This window comes from Pseudoalteromonas sp. Bsw20308, assembly GCF_000310105.2.
Classification (GTDB): Bacteria; Pseudomonadota; Gammaproteobacteria; order Enterobacterales; family Alteromonadaceae; genus Pseudoalteromonas; species Pseudoalteromonas fuliginea.
The window spans coordinates 910,049-932,853 of the sequence record NZ_CP013138.1 but is presented as its reverse complement, the minus strand read 5'-3'; the positions used below and the strand labels follow the sequence as shown (position 1 = coordinate 932,853).

Annotated in this window: 22 protein-coding genes and 1 tRNA gene; 7 read left to right on the top strand and 16 right to left on the bottom strand. The window is 39.3% G+C overall.

Translation table 11 applies throughout. The annotated features are described in order from the left end of the window. Positions 1-136 precede the first annotated feature (136 nt). From pepA to D172_RS03995, 3 genes are all read left to right on the top strand, one after another. Positions 137-1,648, top strand: a complete 1,512-nt coding sequence (gene pepA / locus D172_RS04005) for a leucyl aminopeptidase (RefSeq protein ID WP_007377063.1) — start codon at positions 137-139, stop codon at positions 1,646-1,648. Positions 1,649-1,806: 158 nt separating this feature from the next. After that, a complete protein-coding gene (locus tag D172_RS04000) occupies positions 1,807-2,253 on the top strand; it encodes a DNA polymerase III subunit chi (protein WP_007377064.1) in 447 nt (148 codons plus the stop codon). Positions 2,254-2,313: 60 nt separating this feature from the next. Then, positions 2,314-5,169, top strand: a complete 2,856-nt coding sequence (locus tag D172_RS03995; RefSeq protein WP_007377065.1) for a valine--tRNA ligase — start codon at positions 2,314-2,316, stop codon at positions 5,167-5,169. Between the two features lie 112 nt (positions 5,170-5,281). Here D172_RS03995 and D172_RS03990 read toward each other — a convergent pair whose 3' ends face one another. Then, positions 5,282-6,550, bottom strand: coding sequence for an outer membrane protein transport protein (locus D172_RS03990; protein ID WP_007378487.1), 1,269 nt, complete (start codon positions 6,548-6,550; stop codon positions 5,282-5,284). Between the two features lie 284 nt (positions 6,551-6,834). Between D172_RS03990 and D172_RS03985 the strand changes: the two genes are divergently transcribed. Next, positions 6,835-7,158 (top strand): hypothetical protein, encoded by a 324-nt coding sequence (locus D172_RS03985; RefSeq protein WP_007378486.1) that lies wholly within the window; start codon positions 6,835-6,837, stop codon positions 7,156-7,158. Here D172_RS03985 and D172_RS03980 read toward each other — a convergent pair. Then, positions 7,118-8,332 (bottom strand): HD-GYP domain-containing protein, encoded by a 1,215-nt coding sequence (locus D172_RS03980; protein WP_007378485.1) that lies wholly within the window; start codon positions 8,330-8,332, stop codon positions 7,118-7,120. The genes D172_RS03985 and D172_RS03980 overlap by 41 nt on opposite strands. Before the next feature lie 346 nt (positions 8,333-8,678). Continuing rightward, positions 8,679-8,753: transfer RNA gene (locus D172_RS03975), tRNA-Arg, on the bottom strand. A gap of 245 nt (positions 8,754-8,998) precedes the next feature. Here D172_RS03975 and D172_RS03970 point away from each other — a divergent pair. Further along, the gene (locus D172_RS03970; protein WP_007378484.1) at positions 8,999-9,181 is read left to right on the top strand and encodes a hypothetical protein; all 183 of its coding nucleotides are present in this window, start codon (positions 8,999-9,001) and stop codon (positions 9,179-9,181) included. Here the strand turns inward: D172_RS03970 and D172_RS03965 are convergent. The 3 genes from D172_RS03965 to D172_RS03955 all read right to left on the bottom strand — a co-directional run bounded on the left by D172_RS03965 (position 9,178) and on the right by D172_RS03955 (position 11,058). After that, entirely contained in the window at positions 9,178-9,984 is an 807-nt protein-coding gene (locus tag D172_RS03965; RefSeq protein ID WP_007378483.1) for a choline kinase family protein, read from the bottom strand. The genes D172_RS03970 and D172_RS03965 overlap by 4 nt on opposite strands. A 3-nt stretch (positions 9,985-9,987) precedes the next feature. After that, positions 9,988-10,605: a nicotinamide riboside transporter PnuC gene (gene pnuC, locus D172_RS03960; RefSeq protein ID WP_007378482.1), complete on the bottom strand. Its 618-nt coding sequence runs from the start codon at positions 10,603-10,605 to the stop codon at positions 9,988-9,990. A gap of 201 nt (positions 10,606-10,806) precedes the next feature. Then, positions 10,807-11,058: a hypothetical protein gene (locus D172_RS03955; RefSeq protein WP_007378481.1), complete on the bottom strand. Its 252-nt coding sequence runs from the start codon at positions 11,056-11,058 to the stop codon at positions 10,807-10,809. A gap of 100 nt (positions 11,059-11,158) precedes the next feature. On the opposite strand from D172_RS03955, the gene D172_RS03950 reads away from it, so the two are divergent. Next, positions 11,159-11,398 carry a DUF2960 domain-containing protein gene (locus D172_RS03950; protein WP_007378480.1) on the top strand — a complete coding sequence of 80 codons (240 nt, stop codon included), beginning with the start codon at positions 11,159-11,161 and terminating at the stop codon, positions 11,396-11,398. 18 nt (positions 11,399-11,416) lie between these two features. Here D172_RS03950 and alr read toward each other — a convergent pair whose 3' ends face one another. The 9 genes from alr to rpsF all read right to left on the bottom strand — a co-directional run bounded on the left by alr (position 11,417) and on the right by rpsF (position 17,822). Continuing rightward, complete coding sequence (alr, locus tag D172_RS03945) at positions 11,417-12,496, bottom strand: alanine racemase (protein WP_007378479.1); 1,080 nt, start codon at positions 12,494-12,496, stop codon at positions 11,417-11,419. Further along, positions 12,496-13,875, bottom strand: coding sequence for a replicative DNA helicase (gene dnaB / locus D172_RS03940; RefSeq protein WP_002963050.1), 1,380 nt, complete (start codon positions 13,873-13,875; stop codon positions 12,496-12,498). The genes alr and dnaB overlap by 1 nt, the downstream gene beginning before the upstream one ends. A 112-nt stretch (positions 13,876-13,987) precedes the next feature. Further along, positions 13,988-14,926 carry a DUF4097 family beta strand repeat-containing protein gene (locus D172_RS03935; protein ID WP_007378478.1) on the bottom strand — a complete coding sequence of 313 codons (939 nt, stop codon included), beginning with the start codon at positions 14,924-14,926 and terminating at the stop codon, positions 13,988-13,990. 9 nt (positions 14,927-14,935) lie between these two features. After that, positions 14,936-15,418: a hypothetical protein gene (locus tag D172_RS03930; protein WP_007378477.1), complete on the bottom strand. Its 483-nt coding sequence runs from the start codon at positions 15,416-15,418 to the stop codon at positions 14,936-14,938. Beyond that, positions 15,405-15,953 (bottom strand): RNA polymerase sigma factor, encoded by a 549-nt coding sequence (locus D172_RS03925; protein ID WP_007378476.1) that lies wholly within the window; start codon positions 15,951-15,953, stop codon positions 15,405-15,407. The genes D172_RS03930 and D172_RS03925 overlap by 14 nt, the downstream gene beginning before the upstream one ends. A 437-nt stretch (positions 15,954-16,390) precedes the next feature. Further along, positions 16,391-16,843: a 50S ribosomal protein L9 gene (rplI, locus tag D172_RS03920; protein WP_002962755.1), complete on the bottom strand. Its 453-nt coding sequence runs from the start codon at positions 16,841-16,843 to the stop codon at positions 16,391-16,393. Positions 16,844-16,878: 35 nt separating this feature from the next. Next, the gene (rpsR, locus tag D172_RS03915) at positions 16,879-17,106 is read right to left on the bottom strand and encodes a 30S ribosomal protein S18 (protein ID WP_007378475.1); all 228 of its coding nucleotides are present in this window, start codon (positions 17,104-17,106) and stop codon (positions 16,879-16,881) included. Positions 17,107-17,118: 12 nt separating this feature from the next. After that, positions 17,119-17,436 carry a primosomal replication protein N gene (gene priB, locus D172_RS03910; protein WP_033015549.1) on the bottom strand — a complete coding sequence of 106 codons (318 nt, stop codon included), beginning with the start codon at positions 17,434-17,436 and terminating at the stop codon, positions 17,119-17,121. 44 nt (positions 17,437-17,480) lie between these two features. Beyond that, complete coding sequence (gene rpsF / locus D172_RS03905; protein WP_007378473.1) at positions 17,481-17,822, bottom strand: 30S ribosomal protein S6; 342 nt, start codon at positions 17,820-17,822, stop codon at positions 17,481-17,483. 924 nt (positions 17,823-18,746) lie between these two features. On the opposite strand from rpsF, the gene D172_RS03900 reads away from it, so the two are divergent. Next, complete coding sequence (locus D172_RS03900; protein WP_007378471.1) at positions 18,747-21,800, top strand: hypothetical protein; 3,054 nt, start codon at positions 18,747-18,749, stop codon at positions 21,798-21,800. 235 nt (positions 21,801-22,035) lie between these two features. Here D172_RS03900 and D172_RS03895 read toward each other — a convergent pair whose 3' ends face one another. Further along, positions 22,036-22,713, bottom strand: a complete 678-nt coding sequence (locus tag D172_RS03895) for a glutathione S-transferase family protein (protein ID WP_007378470.1) — start codon at positions 22,711-22,713, stop codon at positions 22,036-22,038. Between the last annotated feature and the right edge of the window lie 92 nt (positions 22,714-22,805).

The following is a 22,805-nucleotide window of genomic DNA, read 5'->3' as shown; positions in this document are numbered from 1 at the left end:
TAGTAGCCCTTAAGCATATAAAGTTCAATTACACAGTAAGAGTCTAGCAAAATCAGCTAATATTAGAGTTATTAGACTAGAAATCTTTTTTTAGCCCCTATTTAATAGCCTAATCGACTCAAAACCAGGAGTGACAATGGAATTTAGCGTAAAAAGTGGTAGCCCAGAAAAACAACGTAGCGCATGTATTGTAGTTGGCGTTTACGAGCCACGTAGGTTATCCCCCATTGGTGAACAACTCGATAAAATCAGTGACGGTTATATCTCAAACTTACTTCGCCGTGGTGATTTAGAAGGTAAACCAGGTCAAGTTTTATTATTGCATCATGTACCTAATGTATTAAGCGAGCGCATATTGCTTGTAGGCTGTGGTAAAGAACGCGAACTTGACGATAAACAATACAAACAAATTATTTCTAAAACAATAAATACCTTAAACGATACTGGTTCAATGGAAGCGGTATGCTTTTTAACAGAACAACACGTTAAAGGTCGCGACACCTACTGGAAAGTGCGCCAAGCGGTAGAAACTACGCAAGATTGTTTATATACGTTTAACCAATTAAAAAGCAAAAAAGTAGACCCTCGTCGTCCATTACGTAAAATGGTATTCAACGTGCCAACACGCCGTGAACTAACTATTGGCGAAAGTGCCATTGAGCATGGTTTAGCCATTGCTGCAGGTAGCAAGTTGTGTAAAGACGTAGCCAATATGCCACCAAATATTTGTAACCCTGCTTACTTAGGTGAGCAAGCACAAGAGTTGGCAACTAATTTTGACAACATCACTGTTGATATTATTGGCGAAGAGCAAATGGCAGAGCTAGGCATGAACTCTTACCTCGCTGTTGGCCGAGGTAGTGATAACGAATCAATTATGTCGATTATTAACTACAAAGGTGCCGCTGACGACCAAGCCCCTATTGTACTTGTTGGTAAAGGTTTAACGTTTGACTCAGGCGGTATTTCATTAAAACCAGGCGAAGGCATGGATGAAATGAAATATGACATGGGCGGCGCTGCAGGTGTTATTGGCGCAATGCGTGCGCTTGCACAAATGCAATTGCCAATTAACGTTATTGGTGTTTTAGCGGGCTGTGAAAACATGCCTGGTCCAAATGCTTATCGCCCGGGTGATATTTTAACAACCATGTCGGGGCAAACAGTTGAAGTGTTAAACACCGATGCTGAAGGCCGTTTAGTATTGTGTGACGCGCTAACGTACGTTGAACGCTTTAATCCAGATACGGTTATTGACGTAGCAACACTTACTGGCGCTTGTATTGTAGCCCTTGGCGCGCATGCGACTGGTTTACTATCAAACCATAACCCACTTGCACACGATTTATTAAAAGCGTCTGAGCAAAGTGGTGACCGTGCATGGCAGTTGCCACTGTGGGACGACTATCAAGATCAGCTAGATAGCCCTTTTGCTGACTTTACGAACTTAGGCGGGCGCTCTGCGGGTACTATTACTGCAGCATGTTTCTTATCTAAATTTACTAAAAAGTATAATTGGGCACATTTAGATGTTGCCGGTACAGCTTGGCGCAGTGGCGCTAAAAAAGGCGCAACGGGTCGCCCTGTTCCTATGCTTACTCAGTATTTACTAAATAGAGCTGGTGTAAGTGAAGCCGCTCAAGATTAAACGTTTAGTTTAAATTAATATCTGTTTATAAGGCGCCGTTTGGCGCCTTATTTATTTGTGTATTAATTGAAGCAAAACGCGTTATATGGCAAAATCTGCCTCTTAATTTATGTGTATCAACTTAGTGCACATTTAATGTTATGGGAAACCCCGATACAATGAACATGAACGCCCAATTTTTCGTTCTAAAGCAACAAGATGAATCGTTAGCAAAGCCAGACGATCATTTTGCTTTGGCAGCTCAAATTGCAGCCGATCAGTATCGAAACGGTCAACGCGTATTTATATGTGTCGATAACAACGAGACCGCCTGTGCCATTGATGAAATAATTTGGGCATTCGATCCCGACAGTTTTGTACCTCATAACCTACAAGGTGAAGGCCCTAAAGGCGGCGCACCTGTAGAAATTGGTATTACGCCTCCTGTTGGTAATCGTAAAGTTTTAATTAATTTGGCTAATAACTTACCGGATTTTATTCGTCGATTTAACCAAGTTTTTGATTTTGTACCCGTAGAACCCGTTGCTAAGCAAGCTGCTCGCGAGCGCTTTAAAAAGCTGCGCCAACTCGGTGCCAATCTCACCACGCAAGATATTAATAACTAAAAACACGTTTAGTTAAATAGCTAACCAACTAATTTAAGTACTTATTTAAGGTTCTGTGTAATGGATAAAACCTACAATCCGCAAGATATTGAACAGTCTCTATATCAAGACTGGGAACAAAAAGGCTACTTTAAGCCGTCTGGCAAAGGCGTACCATATTCAATTATGATCCCGCCGCCAAATGTCACAGGTAGCTTACACATGGGCCACGCCTTCCAAGATACAATAATGGATACCTTAACGCGTTTTAAACGTATGCAAGGTAACAACACATTATGGCAAGTAGGTACTGACCACGCAGGTATTGCAACGCAAATGTTGGTTGAGCGTAAATTGCATGCAGAAGAAGGCAAAACACGCCACGATTTAGGCCGTGAAGATTTTATTAATAAAATCTGGGAATGGAAAAAAGAATCGGGCGGCACTATTACTAAGCAGCTTCGTCGCCTTGGCGCATCGGTTGATTGGGATCGTGAACGCTTTACAATGGACGATGGTTTATCTGAAGCCGTTAAAGAAGTGTTTGTACGCCTTCATAAAGAAAACCTAATTTACCGTGGCAAACGCCTAGTAAACTGGGATCCTAAATTACACACTGCTATTTCTGATCTTGAAGTTGAAAACAAAGACAAGCAAGGCCACATGTGGAACTTACGTTACCCACTGGCTGATGGCGTAACAACACAAGACGGAAAAGACTACATAGTAGTTGCTACAACTCGCCCTGAAACCATGCTTGGCGACTCGGGTGTTGCAGTAAATCCAGATGACGAACGCTATACAGATTTAATCGGTAAAGAGATTTTATTACCAATAGTTAATCGTCGTATTAAAATTGTTGCTGACGAACATGCCGATAAAGATAAAGGCACGGGCTGTGTAAAAATAACCCCAGCGCACGACTTTAACGATAACGAAGTGGGCAAGCGTCATCAAATGCCGATGATCAACATTTTCGATAAAGACGCCGCTATTCTTACCCAAGGTGAAACATACACCTTTGACGGTAAAGAGCTTGAGTTTGATGCGCCAATTCCTGAGCGCCTGCACGGCCTTGATCGTTTTGCTGCGCGTAAAGCGATTGTGGCAGAATTTGAAGAGCTAGGCCTACTTGAAAAAATTGAAGACCATGGTTTAACGGTTCCTTACGGCGATCGCTCTGGTGTGGTAATTGAGCCACTACTTACCGACCAATGGTATGTACGTGTTGCCCCCCTTGCTGAACCTGCAAAAGACGCAGTTAAAAACGGCGACATTCAATTTGTACCTAAGCAATACGAAAACATGTACTTCTCGTGGATGAACGACGTACAAGATTGGTGTATTTCACGCCAGCTTTGGTGGGGTCACCGTATTCCAGCTTGGTACGACAGTGAAGGCAATGTATTTGTTGGTCGCGACGAAGCAGAAGTACGCCGTGAAAACAACATTGCAGACAGCGTAACGCTAAGCCAAGACGAAGACGTACTTGATACGTGGTTCTCATCAGCGCTTTGGACGTTCTCTACACAAGGTTGGCCAGAAAATACCGATGATTTAAAAACCTTCCACCCGTCTGACGTGTTGGTAACTGGTTTTGATATTATTTTCTTCTGGGTTGCGCGCATGATTATGATGACGCTGCACTTTGTAAAAGACGAAAATGGCAAACCACAAGTTCCGTTTAAAACCGTGTATGTAACTGGCTTAATACGTGACGACAATGGCGATAAAATGTCTAAGTCAAAAGGTAACGTACTTGACCCATTAGACATGATTGACGGCATTGAACTTGAAAACCTAGTACAAAAACGTACTGGTAACATGATGCAGCCAAAACTTGCCGCTAAAATCGAAAAAGATACGCGTAAAGTATTTGCAGGCGGTATTGAAGCACACGGCACCGACGCCCTTCGCTTTACACTTGCTGCAATGGCATCTACTGGTCGTGATATTAACTGGGATATGAACCGCCTTGAAGGTTACCGTAACTTCTGTAACAAATTATGGAACGCGAGCCGTTACGTATTAATGAACACAGAAGAGCAAGACTGTGGTTTTGCAAACGGTGCTCAAACGGAGCTTTCATTAGCTGATCGTTGGATTTTAGGTCAGTATGAAGCTACTGTTAAAACCTATACAGAGCATTTAGATAACTACCGCTTTGACTTAGCTGCTAACACGCTTTACGAATTCACTTGGAACCAATTTTGTGATTGGTACTTAGAGCTCACTAAGCCGGTATTATTTAAAGGTAATGAAGCGCAGCAACGTGGTACACGTAATACACTTATTACCGTACTTGAAAGCTTACTGCGTTTAATGCACCCAATGATGCCATACATCACTGAAACTATTTGGCAGCGTGTTGCACCTCTTGCAGGCCTTAAAACAGAGAACACCAGCATTATGCTTCAGCCGTTCCCTGTATATAATGAAGCAAGCGTTGATGCTAAAGCAATGGACGATTTAGAATGGGTTAAACAATTCATTTTAGCGATTCGTAATATTCGTGGTGAAATGGATATTAGTCCAAGTAAACCACTTAGCGTATTACTTGCTAATGCATCAAGCGACGACGTGCGCCGCATTGAAGAAAACAAATCATTTTTAGCATCACTTGCAAAAATTGAAGAGTTTACAATGCTTGAAAACAAAAACGACGCACCAGCATGTGCAACGTCTTATGTTGGCAACCTTGAGATCATGATCCCAATGGCGGGCTTAATTGATGTAGAAGCCGAGCTTTCGCGTATTAATAAGCAACTCGAAAAAGCCGAAAAGGGCCTAGCACAAGTGCAAAACAAACTCGCTAACGAAAAGTTTGTTAATAACGCACCTGAAGCGGTACTTGCTAAAGAAAATGCAAAATTGGCTGAGTTTAGCGATGCTAAAACTAAGCTACTTGAGCAAAAAACTAAAATAGAAAGCTTATAATTTTAGTTATTATGCCTATTAACACTATTTAATAGGCATTAAAAAAGCCGCTCACTTTAATAAAGTGAGCGGCTTTTTTGTGCCCTGTGATTAACCACAAGACACTCCTACATTAAAATTTGTAGTTATACTGAGCACCAATTAGTACTGCGTGGCCTTTAGATTCGAAGCCCCACTGGCTGCCTGAGTCATCAGCTTCTGTAAACGTTTGTGTTTTACCACGGATAATACTTACACCAAGATCAACATTAGAGTTTTGATCGATAGTGTAGTTACCACCAAACGAGAACCAGAAACGGTCTGTATCAGGAATCGAAATTGATAGATGTGTTTGTGATACAGGAGACTCATCAAATGCAACACCGGCACGTAGTAATAAATCTTCGTTTAACTGGTAATCTGCACCGACTGAGTAGCGGAATGAATCGCTAAAACTCTCGTTCTTTTCAAACGCGGTAAACTTGTTACCCGTTGGTGCTGTTACTTGCGCTTCTAAAGACTCAAAGCTACTCCACCCAGTCCATAATACACTGTAGTGCAGCCCTAATTTTTCGTCTAACTGATGCGAACCAGAAAACTCAGCAATAGCTGGTAAAGTGATTTCTACAGAACCAGGAAGCACTGTGCCTTGTGTGCCGCCAGCGGCTGCAGGTAGCCCATTAGAAAAATCACCATCAAACGTGATATCAGTTTCTGTTCTGTAGTTAAAACCAAAACGGCTGTTTTCATCTAATTGATACATTAAACCTACGTTTAAACCAAAACCAGTATCATCACCTTGAAGATTTACTGCATCAGTACCAAAGTCAAAGCCACTTGCATTTGCACCAACTTTACGAATAACTGTTGCATCAGCATAAATAGCATTTAGGCCTACACCAAAGCTAAATTGCTCAGATACTCTATAAGCAACGCTTGCATTAAGATTAACAGTAAATATTTCTGTTTCACCTGCAATTTGCCCTGCTACGTAGTCATTTTTAAACTCAGTAGATAAACCAAAGTTAGAAAAAGCACCAAAACCAACTGATACTTTGTCGTTATAAGGCATAGTAAAGTAAATTGCAGGAACAACGGCGCTAGGAGCAATGCTGTCATCATCTAATGCGCTTGGGTCAATACCGTTATTAGTACTTTCACCTTCAAGACTTACATCAGGAATAACGCCAATAGCAGCAACACTTAGTTGCTTGTCTTTAAATAAAGTCATTAGTGCTGGGTTACGTGCAACAACAGATGCGTCGTCTGCAATAGAAGCTTCACCAGCATATGCACGGCCTAAACCTGATGCATTTTGTTCTGCTAGTTGAAATGCAGCTGCAAAACTGTCTGCAGAAACAAATGCAAGCGAAGCTGCAATAAGAGTTTTAGTAAATTTCATTGTTGTGTCCTTAACCAAACTAACTGTTTGGATAGCTATGTGTGTTGTTATTAGGATTTCAAACCCGGCTACACTACCTGATTTTTTTATAAAAGACTCTATGAATACGTCAAAATACTATGAAAAACATGATTTTTAACGACATTTTAACAACTAATTAAAACTCATCGGACTAGATCTGTGCTATTAGAGCATATACTCTAAATGTAATTGGTTATCATTTAGATTGACTTGAAGTGGTTAGCAATTTACACTCACTACAAAATCACAAAGGAAATAAAACTGTGATCATTTCACTTATTGTAGCTGGGCTTATTTTTTGTGGGGCGAGTGTATTTTGTTTTTATAAAGCAAATTACTGCGCATGTACGCAAGCAGGACAATGCGACAATCCAGTAAATCACTATTGGCTTGGTGCTATGCTAAACGCACTAATTTCGCTCGCATTTTGTTGTTTAGCACTGCATGTAGAGCTAGGCACTTTATTGTGGCTAACACTGATGGGAAGTTGTTTTTTAGGGGCATTTATTTCAGCTAAGAAAAGCAATCAACGAAAGTGCACAAACACTACGCAAGCAGATGCTCTTTTAGCAAACGAGACAAATTAATTTTATAGTCTAGTGGTTTAACACTCGCTAAAATTTTAAGCTCTTGGTTACTGTCACTTAAATCAATATCTTTAGCAGTTACATGATGCCCATGTTTAGCATTAAAAAATAACTTAATTTTTGGCTTTATCGGATTCAAGTTATTCCCCTCCAATACTAACGCTAGGCGTTCATTAGTTAGCTTCACAATAGTCCCTACGGGATGCACGCCCAAGCACTTTATAAAACGCTGCACTAATTCAGCATCAAACATTTGCTTGTTAGCCAATAAGTAACGCAGTGCATTAATAGGTTCTTCGCCATCTTGATGAGGCCTGTCTGCTGTCATCGCATCATATACATCTACAATTGCCATTATCCGTGCGGGACGGCTTATTTTTTCTGCAGCAATGCCCCGGGGATAACCTGAACCATCTAATCGTTCATGGTGATTGACTATCATATCTAACATAAGTGGCGAAATACTCTTTTCACCTTTGACCAGACCCAGCCCTAAAGCAACATGTTTTTTAATACTAGCCATTTCGTTATTAGTAACTTTGCCTGGTTTTGATAGTATGCCTTGCGGTAGTTTAGATTGCCCTAAATCATGCAGTAGTGCGCCCATAGCAAGCTCCTGCACAAGCGCTTCTTTGTAACCTAGGTATTTAGCAAATACACTCGTAAAAATGGCGCAGTTGATCATATGACGCCAATTATAGCTGTGCTTATCTTTAATTCGAGTAAGGATTGTCATCGCATTTGCATTACGAAATACTGAAGCAACGATTTCATTTGCTATTTCATCAAGTACTTTTACGTTAAGAGTTAAACCGGCTATTAAATCGCTATATAAAGATTGTATTTTACGGTTATGTTGATCGTAGCTTACACTCGCTTTAGCAAATTCTTGCTGTACCGTTATTGCAGATTTGGCCTTAACTGGTTTTTGTTGGCTGCTCGATGTTTTAGGTTTATTTTGTGGCTTATATTTGGCGGGGATTGCGACTTCACTCTTAGCGAAATCAATAAGAAGTTCAAGAACCCCTTCTGCAATTAAACGCTTAATTATAGATTTATCTCTGACTAACCCGCTAGTCTTAATTTTTATACTATTAATCCCTTCATGTTGCTTAGTAACACTGTCGACATACATGCCAGGTATTAGCTCAGGGATAGGTAAAGTTATTAGCATAAAAGCGGCTATTTCTACAATTAATGAATATGTACCTTAAATAGCATTGTTTAATACTTAAAGTCCATTCATTCGTACTTTAGTAGTTATAATTCACTAAAAAGTAGTAATTTATATTATTAAATAATATCTCATTTAATTTAATGGGGAACACTAAAGGGTTTTGAACTGAGATACGAAAAGTTTATTTTCATTCAAGTTTAAATGTAATTAATAAGAACACTATTTTTATAAAAATGAAGTTCAATCAATGTTATCTAGTATCGTTAACCAATTTTAGATATTGAAAAGAGTTTGATTATGCAAAAGTACTGAAATAATTTAGGGCATAAACATATAAAGCAAATGGCGCTCTCGGTAGGGATCGAACCTACAACTCAGCCTCCGGAGGGCCACGTGATATCCATTTCACCACGAGAGCACATTTGTTGCCGCAGCACTAACTCGCGATATCAATGCTTTGGCGTCTATAATGATAAAGATATCCGTCGTTAATTGCCAGCACCATGCGTTTAGATGCCTATTAATTAAGCAATTTAGAATAAAACACTTCACAATTAGTTAAAAACACGCTTTTTATCAATATTAGATAAAAAAAAGTAACTGTTTAGCAACATTTTAACTATTATAGTGACTATGTGATTTGATTTAAAAGAGGAAGTGATTATGAGTTTGATGTCTACTGAGCAAGTTGCTGAGTTTTTAGGTGTAAAAGTAGAGCGTGTTAAACGCCTTACTCGTGAAAGTTTACTAATTGCGAAATCGCAGGATGAAAATGGCGAACCGCAATTTGATGCTGATGAAGTAAAAAAATATAAAGAACTAGCTGCACGTTTTGGTGGTCTTTAAAAACTCATAGATAAAGTGAGTTTATTTAGTTGCGCGCGTAATTCAATTAAGTGATTAGTTATGTCGCGCTGCTCATACCATCCTATACACAATATTAAAAAAAACAGCTTAAAAAAATCAAGCTTATTTACTGATTTAAAAAAGCTTACACCGGCTCTACTGTACTTACTATAATTATCTAATAACTCACCTTCACTTTGCCCATCCAGATTAAAGCTCACGCACAACGCGGCTAAATCAAAATACACATCGTTAGTTTGTGCGTACTCAAAATCAATTAAATACATACCCGAAGCATTTACAACAATGTTGTCTCTTACTAAATCGTTATGACAAAAGCCCGCATTAAATGGCATCGCTGTAACTGCTTTTAGTGCCCGCTCTATTTGTGATTTGTATAACGTATATACATCCGTATTTTGATAAAAGTGCAGCTCTTTGGCTATATCCATTGGTGTAGTCGTTGCGCTGTAACTGTGTACTTGGGCTAATTTATTAACTAAGCTGAGCGTTATATCTGACTGTGCGGTTTCACCCTCAATATAATCAAATACCGCACGACTATTCTTTTTATCGAGCCAAATAGGCGCAGGGCATATATCCAAGTCACTTAAAAAGCGCTGCGCTTCAAGGCCGTCACTTGGCCAACGGCTTTTATAACACTTTAACAAATACCCTTGTTGCTCGGTACGTATTAAAAAATTATCGTTGCTAAAGCCATTCAGCAATCGCTCGCTTGAAACAATGCTTTTAGGCTCTATAAACGCACTACACATTTTTACTAACTGATTATGCTCAATCATTAATTAAAGCTGCGCTAAAGGCTTAGCTTGGCTTTGTTCGTACTCTTCGTACCAGGTTTTGAAGCCCCACGCTGCCATAATGGTATAAAATATAAAGAGTGCTAGCGTTGGGTAATAGCCTTTTTCGTAGTATAGATACATAGAAGCGGCATCTATTACAATCCAGTACAGCCAGTTTTCGAGGACTTTTTTAGCAACTAAGTAAGTAGTTACTACTGCAAAACATGTTGTAAAGCTATCAAGATAAGCAAAGTCGGCATGAGTATAGTTTTGCATAACGTAGCCAATAACTATTGCAGCGAAGGTTGTTAAACTGATTAAAACAGCATGACGGTTCATCGACCAAGACGTAATATTTAGATTTTCAGCTTTGCCTTTTCGCCATACAACCCACCCAAATACAGCCATATACATATAATAAAAATTAAGTAATGACTCCATTAACAATGCACCATTCCAGTACATTATTGTATAAATGAGTGTGCTAAAAAATGCTGCAGGCCAACACCATAAGCTTTCTTTTATTGCCAATAATAAGTACGCCATCGACAGCCCCACCGCTATGTATTCCCAATGCGACATCGCTGTAAAACCACTTAAGGTTTGTGTTAAAAAGTCCATACTATGCAATCACCGTTCAGTTGTGCCGATTGTTATACCAATCTGCTTATATACGGGGTCTATTTAACGTTAAGAAAATCACGCTAGAACTAGGCAAAAATTTTTGTATCTAGTTGTTCTAAATAAAAAATTTTTAACGACGTTATAGTGCAATTTAATTCGTTAAATTGATCAAAGATTTATGCAGGTTGGTATTATAGATTATTCAGGCGATAAGTCGCCAGAGAGAAACTTACATACAAAAATAGCTTTACCAAATTCTTCATATGAGCGCTTAATTTCGGTACTTAACACCTGCATTACTAAATCATAATCACCAAAAATTTGCGTTGATAACGTATTAGTAATCACTTTTAAATTTTCGTATTCGTTTAAGCGGTCGATAAAGCCTTTAATAAACGGAATGTAATCTTGGTGAAGTGGATATTTACTGATCTCTACTGATAATTTCATTTTAAACTCTACTTTTTAATTATTTGATTTAAACAAATCATTCAATGCCAGTTCAATACAGTGTAAAATTATACTAACACTCAATTTAACTGAGCTTATTATGGCACGTAGAATAACGTATACGTTTAAAAACCAACCGCGCGAAATTAACTTCGCAAAAGATAAATACCACGACATGTATCAAGCAATTGCTGCCGCCGAAGGTATTGATTTAACAAATTACTTAAGCATGGTACGCCAAATAGAAATGACCTCAAAAGGGTCTGCTTCTGTGCGTAACTTTCGCGACCAAGAATTTGCCCGTATGGGCTTTAGCGACATTTACTTTATAAAAGAGTAAGTATCGCTTATAGCTGTATTAACGCTGATACTCATAACTTACGCGCGGTGTAATATTGCATAATAGCTCGTAAGGAATGGTACCAGCGCACAATGCTATTTCTTCAACGGGTAGATCAGGGCCCCACATAGTGACTCTGTCTCCTACTTTAATATTGTTCTCATTAGCCCCTATATCAACGCTAATCATGTCCATAGCTACACTACCTACAATACCATAACGCTGCTTACCAATTATAACTGGCGTCCCCTCTTTAGCATGCCGAGGATAACCATCGCCATAACCCATAGCCACAACAGCTAACTTGGTTGGTTTATCGCTTTTCCAACGACCACCATATCCAACAGCCTCATTAGCAGGCACATCACGCACTGCAATTACGCGCGTAGTTAAGCGCATAACTGGTTTTAATTTGTGTTGCTGCCCAATGCTATTTGCCATTGGCGATACACCATAGAGCATAAGCCCAGGACGTACCCAGTCGCCATGACCGCTCGGCCAGGCAATAATACCAGCAGAATTTGATAAACAATGCGCTTGGTCAATGCCATTCACTAAATTATCAAACAACGTAATTTGCTGAACCGTTTTAGCATTATCAACATCATCAGCACACGAAAAGTGGGTCATTAAATTAACGGAATTTTTAGCGTTAGGTGTTTTTTGTAAGCGGTTATAAAACGCTTCAAACTGCTCTGGCGCAATACCCAATCGATGCATACCTGTATTTACTTTTAACCAGCATGTTATTGGTGCATCTAGCTTTGCTTTTTCAAGCGCCGCTAATTGGTACTCATCGTGAATAATAGTTTGAAAATTGTTGGCGAGCAGAATCGGTAAGTCGGCTTTGTTAAAAAAGCCTTCTAGTAAAACAATTGGCTTTGTTAAGCCCCCAGCTCGAAGGGCGAGCCCTTCATCTATACGTGCCACAGCAAATGCGTCAGCATTATTTAAATGCTGCGCAATCGTTACTAATCCATGCCCGTAAGCATTTGCTTTTAGCACCGCCATTACTTTGCTGTTAGGTGCAAAGCCCTTAACTTGCGCTAAATTATGCGCAAGTGCCGTTAAGTTAATTTCAGCAGTGGCTAAGCGCATTAGTAATCGTCATCTACCGCTGGTCCCGCGTAATTATCAAAGCGAGAAAATTGACCTTGGAACGTTAAACGCACTTTACCAATTGGGCCGTTACGTTGTTTACCTATGATAATTTCAGCAATACCTTTATCGGTACTGTCTTCGTTGTAAACTTCGTCACGGTAAATAAACATGATTAAATCGGCATCCTGCTCTATCGACCCTGACTCACGTAAATCTGAGTTAATTGGGCGTTTATCGGCACGTTGCTCTAGCGTACGGTTTAGCTGCGAAAGCGCAACAACCGGACATTTTAGCTCTTTTGCTAGCGATTTAAGTGAACGCGAAATTTCAGCAATTTCAAGTGTTCGGTTATCAGCAAGGCTAGGTACGCGCATTAGCTGCAAGTAATCGACCATGATCATACTAATGCCGCCGTGGTCACGCGCAATACGACGTGCACGAGAGCGAACATCGGTAGGTGTTAAGCCCGAGGCATCATCAACATACATTTTGCCTTTTTCCATCAACAAGCCCATTGTTGATGAAAGTCGCGCCCAATCGTCATCATCTAACTGACCTGTACGTACCTTAGTTTGGTTAATACGGCCAAGAGACGCTAACATCCTCATCATAATTTGTTCTGAAGGCATCTCTAGCGAGTAAATTAGCACGGGTTTGTCTTGAGTCATTGCGGCATGTTCTGCAAGGTTCATCGCAAAGGTGGTTTTACCCATAGATGGACGCGCTGCCACAATAATTAAGTCAGACGGCTGCAGGCCCGTTGTCATTTTATCAAGATCGGCATAACCTGTACTCACACCCGTTACACCATCTTGTGGCGATTGATAAAGCTCTTCTATTTTATCAACGGTTTTTTCGAGTATGTTATGAATACTTTGCGGGCCTTCCGTACTTTTTGTACGTTGCTCGGCAATTTTAAATACTTTGCTTTCGGCAAAATCGAGTAGATCGTGACTAGTACGCCCTTCGGTATTAAAACCCGCTTCTGCAATTTCATTTGCCACGCCAATCATTTCACGTACAACAGCACGCTCTCGTACAATGTTTGCGTAGGCATCAATGTTGGCTGCACTTGGGGTATTTTTAGCAATTTCGGCTAAGTAAGCAAAACCACCAATGCCTGCAAGCTTATTATTTTTTTCTAAACTTTCAGAAATAGTGATTAAATCTATCGGATCGCCAATCTCAGCAAGTGCCGTCATCGCCTCAAAAATTAACTTGTGCGTGCGGGTATAAAAATCCTGTGATACAACAAGCTCAGCTACGCGGTCAAAAGCTTGGTTATCAAGCATTAAGCCACCTAAAACAGATTGTTCAGCTTCTATTGAATGGGGAGGAACTTTAAGAGTATCGACTTGCTTATCTGGTTTGGCCATAACTTCACAGTAGTAAAATTGAATGGCTCTATTCTATCGACTTGCAGGGGCTGTGCAAATAGAAAAGCAGGAAATCTTTCCTGCTTTTTGTAATCGTGATGGGGAATGAGTGTTATTTGGTACGCAGCTCTATTCGTCCACTAATGGTATCCATTTCAACATTAGCATTACCGCCATTAATACTAAACTCTAAATCACTGGCTGGGCCATATTTAGCTTTACTGACTTTATCGCTAGTAACTTTATTAATGATTTTACCATTAGCATGGGCTTTAATTTCAAACTTTGCTGATACACTTTGTGGGAAATAAAAGTCGGCATCACCACTTACTGATTCAAAACGTACATCACCGCCTTTTAAAAGCTCGTTAATCTGTACTTCTGCTTCGCCATTTACCGTATTAATACGTAGGTTTTTAATAGCCGATAGCGTAAATTCTATATCGCCATTTACGTTTTCAAGGCGTACATCATTAGCGCTTGAAGTTGATTTAATATCACCATTAACAGCGCTAAAACGCAGCTCTCCACTTGATTGCCTATCGTTAATTTCACCATTTACGGTTTCAAACTGAATATTACCGTTTAAGTTCTCAGCGTTCACATCACCATTTACAGTGGTGAGCTTAATGTTGCCAGTAATATCATTTACCGTAATTTCACCGTTAACCACATCAACTTCAGCGCCGTTTTTAAGCTCCTTTGCAGTCACCGATACATTAACGCCAGCAAACTCTAAGCTACTGCTTTTAGGCATAAATATAGTTAGGTTTGAGCCGTCACCACTATTACCCCAATTTGATTTACGGGGCATTTTTACAATAAACTGTGTTTTATCGCCACTTGTTTTAAGCTCATAACCTTGTGCTTTATCATCAAGCTCGCCAGATACTTTAAATTCGTTTTTATCCCAGCCTGTAATATGTATATCACCGCGTTGGTTTTCAATAAAAATAGTGCCGCCACTTGGTACGTCTATTTGCTTATCTATTTTTTCACCCGCAAATACTGCCAATGGAAATAAGCTCAGTCCTAATAAAATCGCTTTCATGTCGTACTCCTAAATGTGCTGCCAACGTGGCGCGTGCACCTTGTTAATTAAATCAAGTTGTTGTTGATATATTTGCGCTAACATTGTCAGTAGCGCTTGGTTTTGTGGTTCGTTTTCAAGAGCTTGCTTTATTGCTTGCTCAGCTTCTTCCAGTTCTTGTAGTTGCGTTTGCCAGTTAGTGGTCAATGCTTCTTTATTTTCGTATTCAACCAACAAACTGTTTTTTTGCGCCGAAAAGTAATCACTTATAGCCACTACGGGTTGTGGCTCGGGCGCTATAACAATTAGATTTACAGCAATTAAAGCAGCTAATGTGCAGGCAGCTATTGCTGTTAGTTTTGGCCAAATAATAGTGCTGTTTGGACTCTGCTTATTATTAACAATTGCTCGCTCAATCCCCGCCCATAAATCTTTTTGTGGCGTAATTTCTTTATCAAGCGTGTTTAATGACTTATTTAAGTAGTCGTTAAAGTTTGGTTTACTCATTTTCATACCACTCTTGTAATAACTGCCTAGCACGATGATATTGTGACTTACTTGAACCAACAGCCATACCTAATTGCTCCGCGATTTCCTCGTGCCTGTAACCTTCAATAGCAAATAATACAAATACCATACGTGCGCGCTCAGGAAGCCTTACTATTAACTTATCGAGGCCATTTAAGCCTTTGCAGTCGTTAGCTGATTGCTCATCCATACCGCTGTGTTCAATACTTACTACTTTTTGCAACCAGTTTTTTTGCTTGCGCAGGTAACTTATCGCTACATTACTGGCAACACTATATAGCCAAGTAGAAAACTGCGAACGCCCATCAAACAATGCTATTTTATGCCATACCTGTACAAATACCTCTTGGGCGGCGTCTTCGGCGTGTGCTTGGTCTGCTAATAAGCGTAAACATAAACCGTATACTCGTTTTATATGTAACTCATAAAGCCTTGTGTATGCGCCTTGATCACCCGATTTAACTCGCTCAATGAGTGCAGCTTCGCACAAAGGCGTTGGTTCGGGTTTAACGTGTAACATCCGTGATGCCGCCTTTTAATTATTATTGTTGAATTGCTATTTAAGTGTATTGATAAGTTAGACGTAATGACAGTTCGAAAAGGTTTAAGGAGAATGAAAAAATAATTGAATAAAAAAGGGACTTTTACGAGGCTTTATACCAATTCGCTTAATTAAGTGATCTATTTTGAGGATGGAAAAACGTGTTGATAGCTAGACAAAAAATTCGCTATTTAGTTGTTCTCGGCAATTGCTCCTGCATTGCTCTACCTTCTGCATCCATGCAGTCGTAAATGAGAATTTTTTAACACAGGTAGCGACACGTTTAGCCCCGCAACATGATTAAGTATTATTGCGGATTGGTATTATTTAACAGTGCCCTTAACTAATAAAGTTAGCCAAATTATAGGCACAAAAAAGCCGTGCTAATAGCACGGCTTTTGTCGCTTAATTAAAAATTAAGCTTCAGCGATTACGATTACTTTGATAGTAGCCGTTACGTCTGAGTGAACTGAAATTGATACGTCAAATTCACCAGTCTCACGGATAGTACCTAGAGGCAAACGAACTTCTGACTTAGCAACTTCAACACCAACAGCTGAGATAGCGTCAGCGATGTCACGAGTACCGATTGAACCGAATAACTTACCTTCGTCACCAGCTTTAGATACTAATGTAACTTCTGCTAATGCTTCTAGTTTTTCAGCGCGTGCTTGTGCAGCTACTAACTGTTCAGCGATTTTCGCTTCAAGTTCTGCACGACGAGCGTCAAACGTTTCAATGTTAGCTTTAGTCGCAGGAACTGCCTTACCTTGAGGGAAAAGGAAGTTACGTGCGAAACCAGATTTAACTACAACCTGTTCACCTAGGCTACCTAGGTTAGCGATCTTATCTAGTAGAATAACTTGCATGTTTCTACACCTTTTAAAAACTGTTAATCCGCTGCTTACTTATGTAAGTCAGTGTATGGAAGAAGGGCTAAGTAGCGAGCACGCTTAATAGCAGTTGCTAGCTGGCGCTGAAATTTAGCGCTAGTACCTGTGATACGGCTAGGTACGATTTTGCCACTTTCTGTAACATAGTTTCTAAGAGTAGCTAGATCTTTGTAATCGATTTGTTTTACGCCTTCCGCTTTAAAGCGGCAGAACTTACGACGTCTGAAATAACGTGCCATGAGATTAATTCCTCAAATAATTCTTTCGATATGCTGAGCATGCAAAACCAATTGGCTAAGGCCGTTACGACCTTCGTGGCGATTTAAAAAACCACTCACTTGCAATGCCTGCCCAACGTGCAAATGTTGAGTCTGTTGTTGCATTTGCTTTCCACTGGCAACTACCTGAAGCCTCACGTAACTATTACGGTTAAGGTCTGCTTCGGTTTGCATCGATTTATGTTCTACAACAAAAATACAATGCGGGATGCCAGCTGGGCTTTGGCTAAACTTGGGCGTTTTACAAACTACCCCAGATATAACCAGCTGATTCATAAAAGGGCTAACCATTTATATTTACCGCCAGTTAAACGCCATGCTTGGACTCAAAACAATTAAGCAGCTGGTGCTTCTTTCTTCTCTTCTCTTGCAAGAGGAGACGCTTCAGTTTCAGCAGTTTTAGTGCGGATAACTAAGTTACGAAGCACTGCATCGTTGTAGCGGAAAGTAGTTTCTAGCTCGCTGATTACTTCAGTTGGTGCTTCAACGTTCATTAGAACATAGTGAGCTTTATGAAGCTTGTTAATTGGGTAAGCCAATTGACGACGGCCCCAATCTTCAAGACGGTGGATAACACCACCAGCTTCAGTGATAGAACCAGTATAACGTTCGATCATACCAGCAACTTGCTCACTCTGATCTGGGTGAACCATGAATACGATTTCGTAATGACGCATGGATATTCCTTACGGTTAATAGAGCCTTCTACCGTTTCGGCCGGTCGGTTTAAGGCAAGGAATTAATAGTTTAAAAGCCGAAATGAGCGCGCATTTTACGCTTAGTAGGATAATTAAGCAAGCAAGTTTTTAAAGCTTTTATAGATAAGTGTTTATAGGTAAGTATTACGAGCTTTGCTCGTCGCGTCAGCAAGCTGTACGCCTACAGGTAAAGCTAAACTTGGGGTTTAATATTTATTGTAGACGCCGAGCTTGCTCGCGTGAAAAGCGCAGCTTTTAATCAAATCGTTTATTCTAGTTACACTTACAACCAAAAAACATTACGAGCTTTGCTCGTCGCGTCAGCAAGCTGTACGCCTACAGGTAAAGCTGAACTCGGGGTTTAATATTTATTGTAGACGCCGAGCTTGCTCGCGTGAAAAGCGCAGCTTTTAATCAAATCGTTTATTCTAGTTACGCTTACAACCAAAAAACATTACGAGCTTTGCTCGTCGCGTCAGCAAGCTGTACGCCTACAGGTAAAGCTGAACTCGGGGTTTAATATTTACTGTAGACGCCGAGCTTGCTCGCGTGAAAGCGCAGCTTTTAATCAAATCGTTTATTCTAGTTACGCTTACAACCAAAAAACATTACGAACTTTGCGCGTCGCGTCAGCAAGCTGTACGCCTACAGGTAAAGCTGAACTCGGGTTGAATATTTATTGTAGACGCCGAGCTTGCTCGCGTGAAAAGCGCAGCTTTTAATTAAATAGTTTATTCGAGTTACACTAACAACCAAAAATTAAGCACTTATGATTCAATCAATATGTTGTTTAAAATATAGCCTTGCCATTTATTTAACAGCAATTTATTCTAGGTTACAGTTGATGTAGTCGCATAAAAGGTGATCAATAAAATATAAACTAAAATCAAAAGGATTTTTAAAATGATATCACTAACATCACTTGATCGCGTTGTTCCTTCCTCATATTTAGCACCAGCTAAAGCCCACGACTTACTCGAAAGCCTATCCTCTACTGCAAATTTAAAAAAGTACTTTAATATTGATGAAGCAAATAGCACTAAGCTTTCTGATATTATTACTTTGGTTGACAGTGCTTATGGAATTATTAAAGACCCCTATATAGATGACCTAGTCGAGGAAATAAAAAAGGTCATTGAAAATATAGTCGTTCTTTTTTCAGCTGAACAAATAAAAAAAATTAAAAGCTCTGAAATTTATCAAGAAGCCTATAAAGCATTTCAACTTTGGTCTGTTCTTGAAACACCAATTGGTGAACAAACTAACGGATTAAAAAAAGAGTTTGAATTTACTAAAGAGCACAAATCAAAAATTGATCAACTTAGTGTTGGTGTAACAGCTGGTGCCTACGGTGAATTTAATATCTCTGTTTTAAATGACACAAAGCGCCCAACATTTTTATCCAAAACACTTCCAAATGGGTTTTGCCTCGTCAATCAAGATGTAAAAGCTGCCTATGATATTAATGTATCAACATCAACCTCTGCTAATATTTTTAAAATAGGTGCCGGTTTAGATAAATCAGGTAGTGTGGAGTTTGATTCGTACTACCAAGTAAATGAAGAAACTACTAGCTATAAAACCCTGTGGAGTATGTTTAAAAAACCAGTTCGCCCTTGGAACTTGAACGATATAAACACTCAATTAGTCAAGCGTACTAGTAGTGATGCTAGAGAGGGATATCGTGCATTTTCAATTAAAATGGCATCTTCTCTAATATTATCTGGCGAATTAGAAATTGGAAAATCGCTCGCTTCAAAAACAAATCTTAAAGGGCATCTTATTGGAGTAGACGCCTCCGTAGCAGTCTCACTTTCAAGGCGCCAAGAAATAGCTGGTGACTTGGAACTTGATGTATATCGTAATGATCAACAGCAAATAGAACTATTACTAACTTTAAGAGAAACAGAGCAGACAAAAAACACCTTAAAACTAGCACTTGAAGCAGAAATTGAAGGAATGGATGCACTCGCCAAACAGTACATAGAAATGCTGCTTGGTAAAGGTAATGAACTGGTTAGTAAGCTTGAGGAATACAGTAACCCTGGCCAAATCTTGGTTGATGACATATTACATACAATTGATGAAGATACATGGTACAAGCCAATAGCCGAAATCACACTAGGACAAAATGAGATCGATGATGTAATTAAAAAGTTACTTGATGATGAGCTAATCGTGCAATTCAATAAGACATTGCTCTCAACAGAAGCGGCCCCAGACGACTTAGCAACATCTATAATTAATAGATTACTGAGTTTATTTGGTGTTGTGCAATCAAATGCTGACCCTATTTTTATGGCTGCTCAGCACAAGTCAGAAAAATATCTGTCTGAAAAAATAAAAATATTACAGCAAAAACTTCGTGAGAAAGCGGATGAGTTTGCTAACGATTTAAAAGAGAAAACAGCTTCCCAACTAAAACCTATCGCTTCGCTCGGCGATGACGTAGCACAGACGATTGCTAGTTTTGATCAAAATATAGAAGCTAATTTTAATCGTGTAATAAATCGATACCAGATATTTAAAAAGAACATCACTGAAAAATTAGAAAAAGCAGCCAACATTAAGTTTGGTCTTAATTTAGAATCGATTAAACAACAACGTTTATTCGAACTTCAAAAATTAAAAATAACAATCCTCCAACCAGAAAATAAACAAGTACAAACCTTATTCCGCTGTTTAGCGATAGGCGACGGGAAAAAAGCCTCATTACTTATGCAAGCATTAAACAGAGCGGGTGCAATAAACTTAATACCTATCACTACACGGTTTGAAACAGCACTTAATAGTTCAACTCGGCTGGGCCTAAACATTATTGGCTTTGATATTAGTAAAGTACGCGATATTAATCGAGACTTAACGGTTGAAGTTGATGCCAATGGTAACTTATATGTTAAACACGATTACACCATTAAAGGAACTGCATCAGGGCTTTCAGAATCCAGACAAGCAAAATTAGGAATCATCTTTGGTGTTGCGCAATCAGCATTAGATCCCGAGTTTAATGGTGCTATTTCACTTGAATATACAAATCAAGATAACAAACTGCACAATTTAAGAGAGATTGAAGACTTCTTTGATTCCCTTGATTTATCGACCCACCGTCATGCCGACTCTTTACCAATAAATGTACCCATACTTATTCCCGAGCAAAATATAAAAGTCGCAATTAGTCGTTATCAACATAGTATTGAAAACAGCAACATTTATACTAGTAGCGTCATAGCAATGACGATGCGTTCTGGGCATGAAGTCTATGCACAATTTGAACAACTAAATGGCGATAAGCTATATCATAATGCAGCACGTTATTTAATTTACTTACAAAGTGGTTCGCCTTTTGAAAGGAAAGTTATTTTTAATATACTGCATTTATATGCCCTAAAAGATGAATCATATAATGATCTAAGTATATTGTTTGACCATTTATTAGATGGGGATTCTAGTAGAACCGTTGATTTCCGTCGTATTAAAAAAGATTTAAAAAATACAGATAAATGGGATGACTATCTTGCGCTTGTCCCTGATTCTCAAAATGGTGCCAATGCAAATAAGTCATGGAAGGGAGTAGCTAAACGCCTTACAACCATTGGAAAAGCTGCAAGAGCACTAAAGCGTTTTCCAACAACATTAAAAAATGTAAAAAAAGCAGTTAAAGCATTTGATGCCAGTACAAACCATTTTGAAACGCTAGAAAAACTAAATCAAACCTTATTAAAACTCACTCACGAATTGGAAGAAGACTTAGATTATTGGATTGGGGTTAAAAGCATAACGCAAAACCTGATAGATGATTTATTCTCAAAATTAGGATGGGGTAAAGCAGGAATAAATACGCGTTTACTTATTTTTTGTCTTTTACTAGAGGACTCTATCGAACTTGAGAGTTCACTATTTTTAACGACCATCACGTTAAGTAATCAGTCCAACAATAGAGAAATCATTAAAATTTGATAATCAACCTGGATTCTGGTTAAGATACTTACTAACCTACTGAATTATAATGATATTTAAATTTATTTTCTCTAGCCAGAGATTTTCAGTGAAAACAAGGCGAATTTACGCGTCAATAGCTGGCCTATTGCAAGTAAATTCAACGCAGTGAGCGCTGAAAATAGTTGCTTGAAGTAGATTTATTATCCAGAGTTCAGGTTAACTAGCAACCCATAATAAGCTCGCTTGCTATAAGTTATTGCTTAGGGTAATTGGAAGGGAAAAATGCTTTTTTAGCATCTTCATCAAACTCTTTTTTAAAGGCTATATCAGTACCAATTACGCGTGCACGTGCAACCGCTGGGCGGCTATCAATGCTTTCAAACCAACGTTTAAGATTAGGATAAGGTGCTAAACCCTCTTCACCTAATACAACCGGTGCTTTATCAATCCAACCCCATGCAGATACATCAGCAATGGTATATGTATCACCCACTATAAAGTCACGACCTTCAAGATGAGTATCAAGTACTTCGTAATGGCGCTGCGCTTCACGTAAATAACGATTAACCGCGTAATCAAGCCCTTCTGGCGCCATGTGTCTAAAGTGAACACTTTGCCCTGAATACGGACCTAAACCCGATGCGATAAACATTAACCACGACAGCATTTCAGCGCGGTCATCGGCCTTACCCTCTAGCTTTGCATATTTTTCAGAAAGGTACATTAAAATAGCATTCGAATCGAACACACGCGTTTCACCATCGACAATGGCAGGTGCTTTAGCGTTTGGATTAATTGCTTTAAATTCAGGTGTATGTTGCTCACCTTTCAAAGTATCAAGAGGAACAAGCTCAAACGGCAAGCCTGCTTCTTCTAAAAAGAGTGCCACCTTCATTGGGTTAGGCGTATGGTGAAAATAAAATTTAATCATGTAAAGTCCCTCAATAATTGAACAATGATTAAAGCACAGCTTGAGCGGGTGTTCAAATTAAGTTTTTAATAGATAAATATACGGTTAAAACG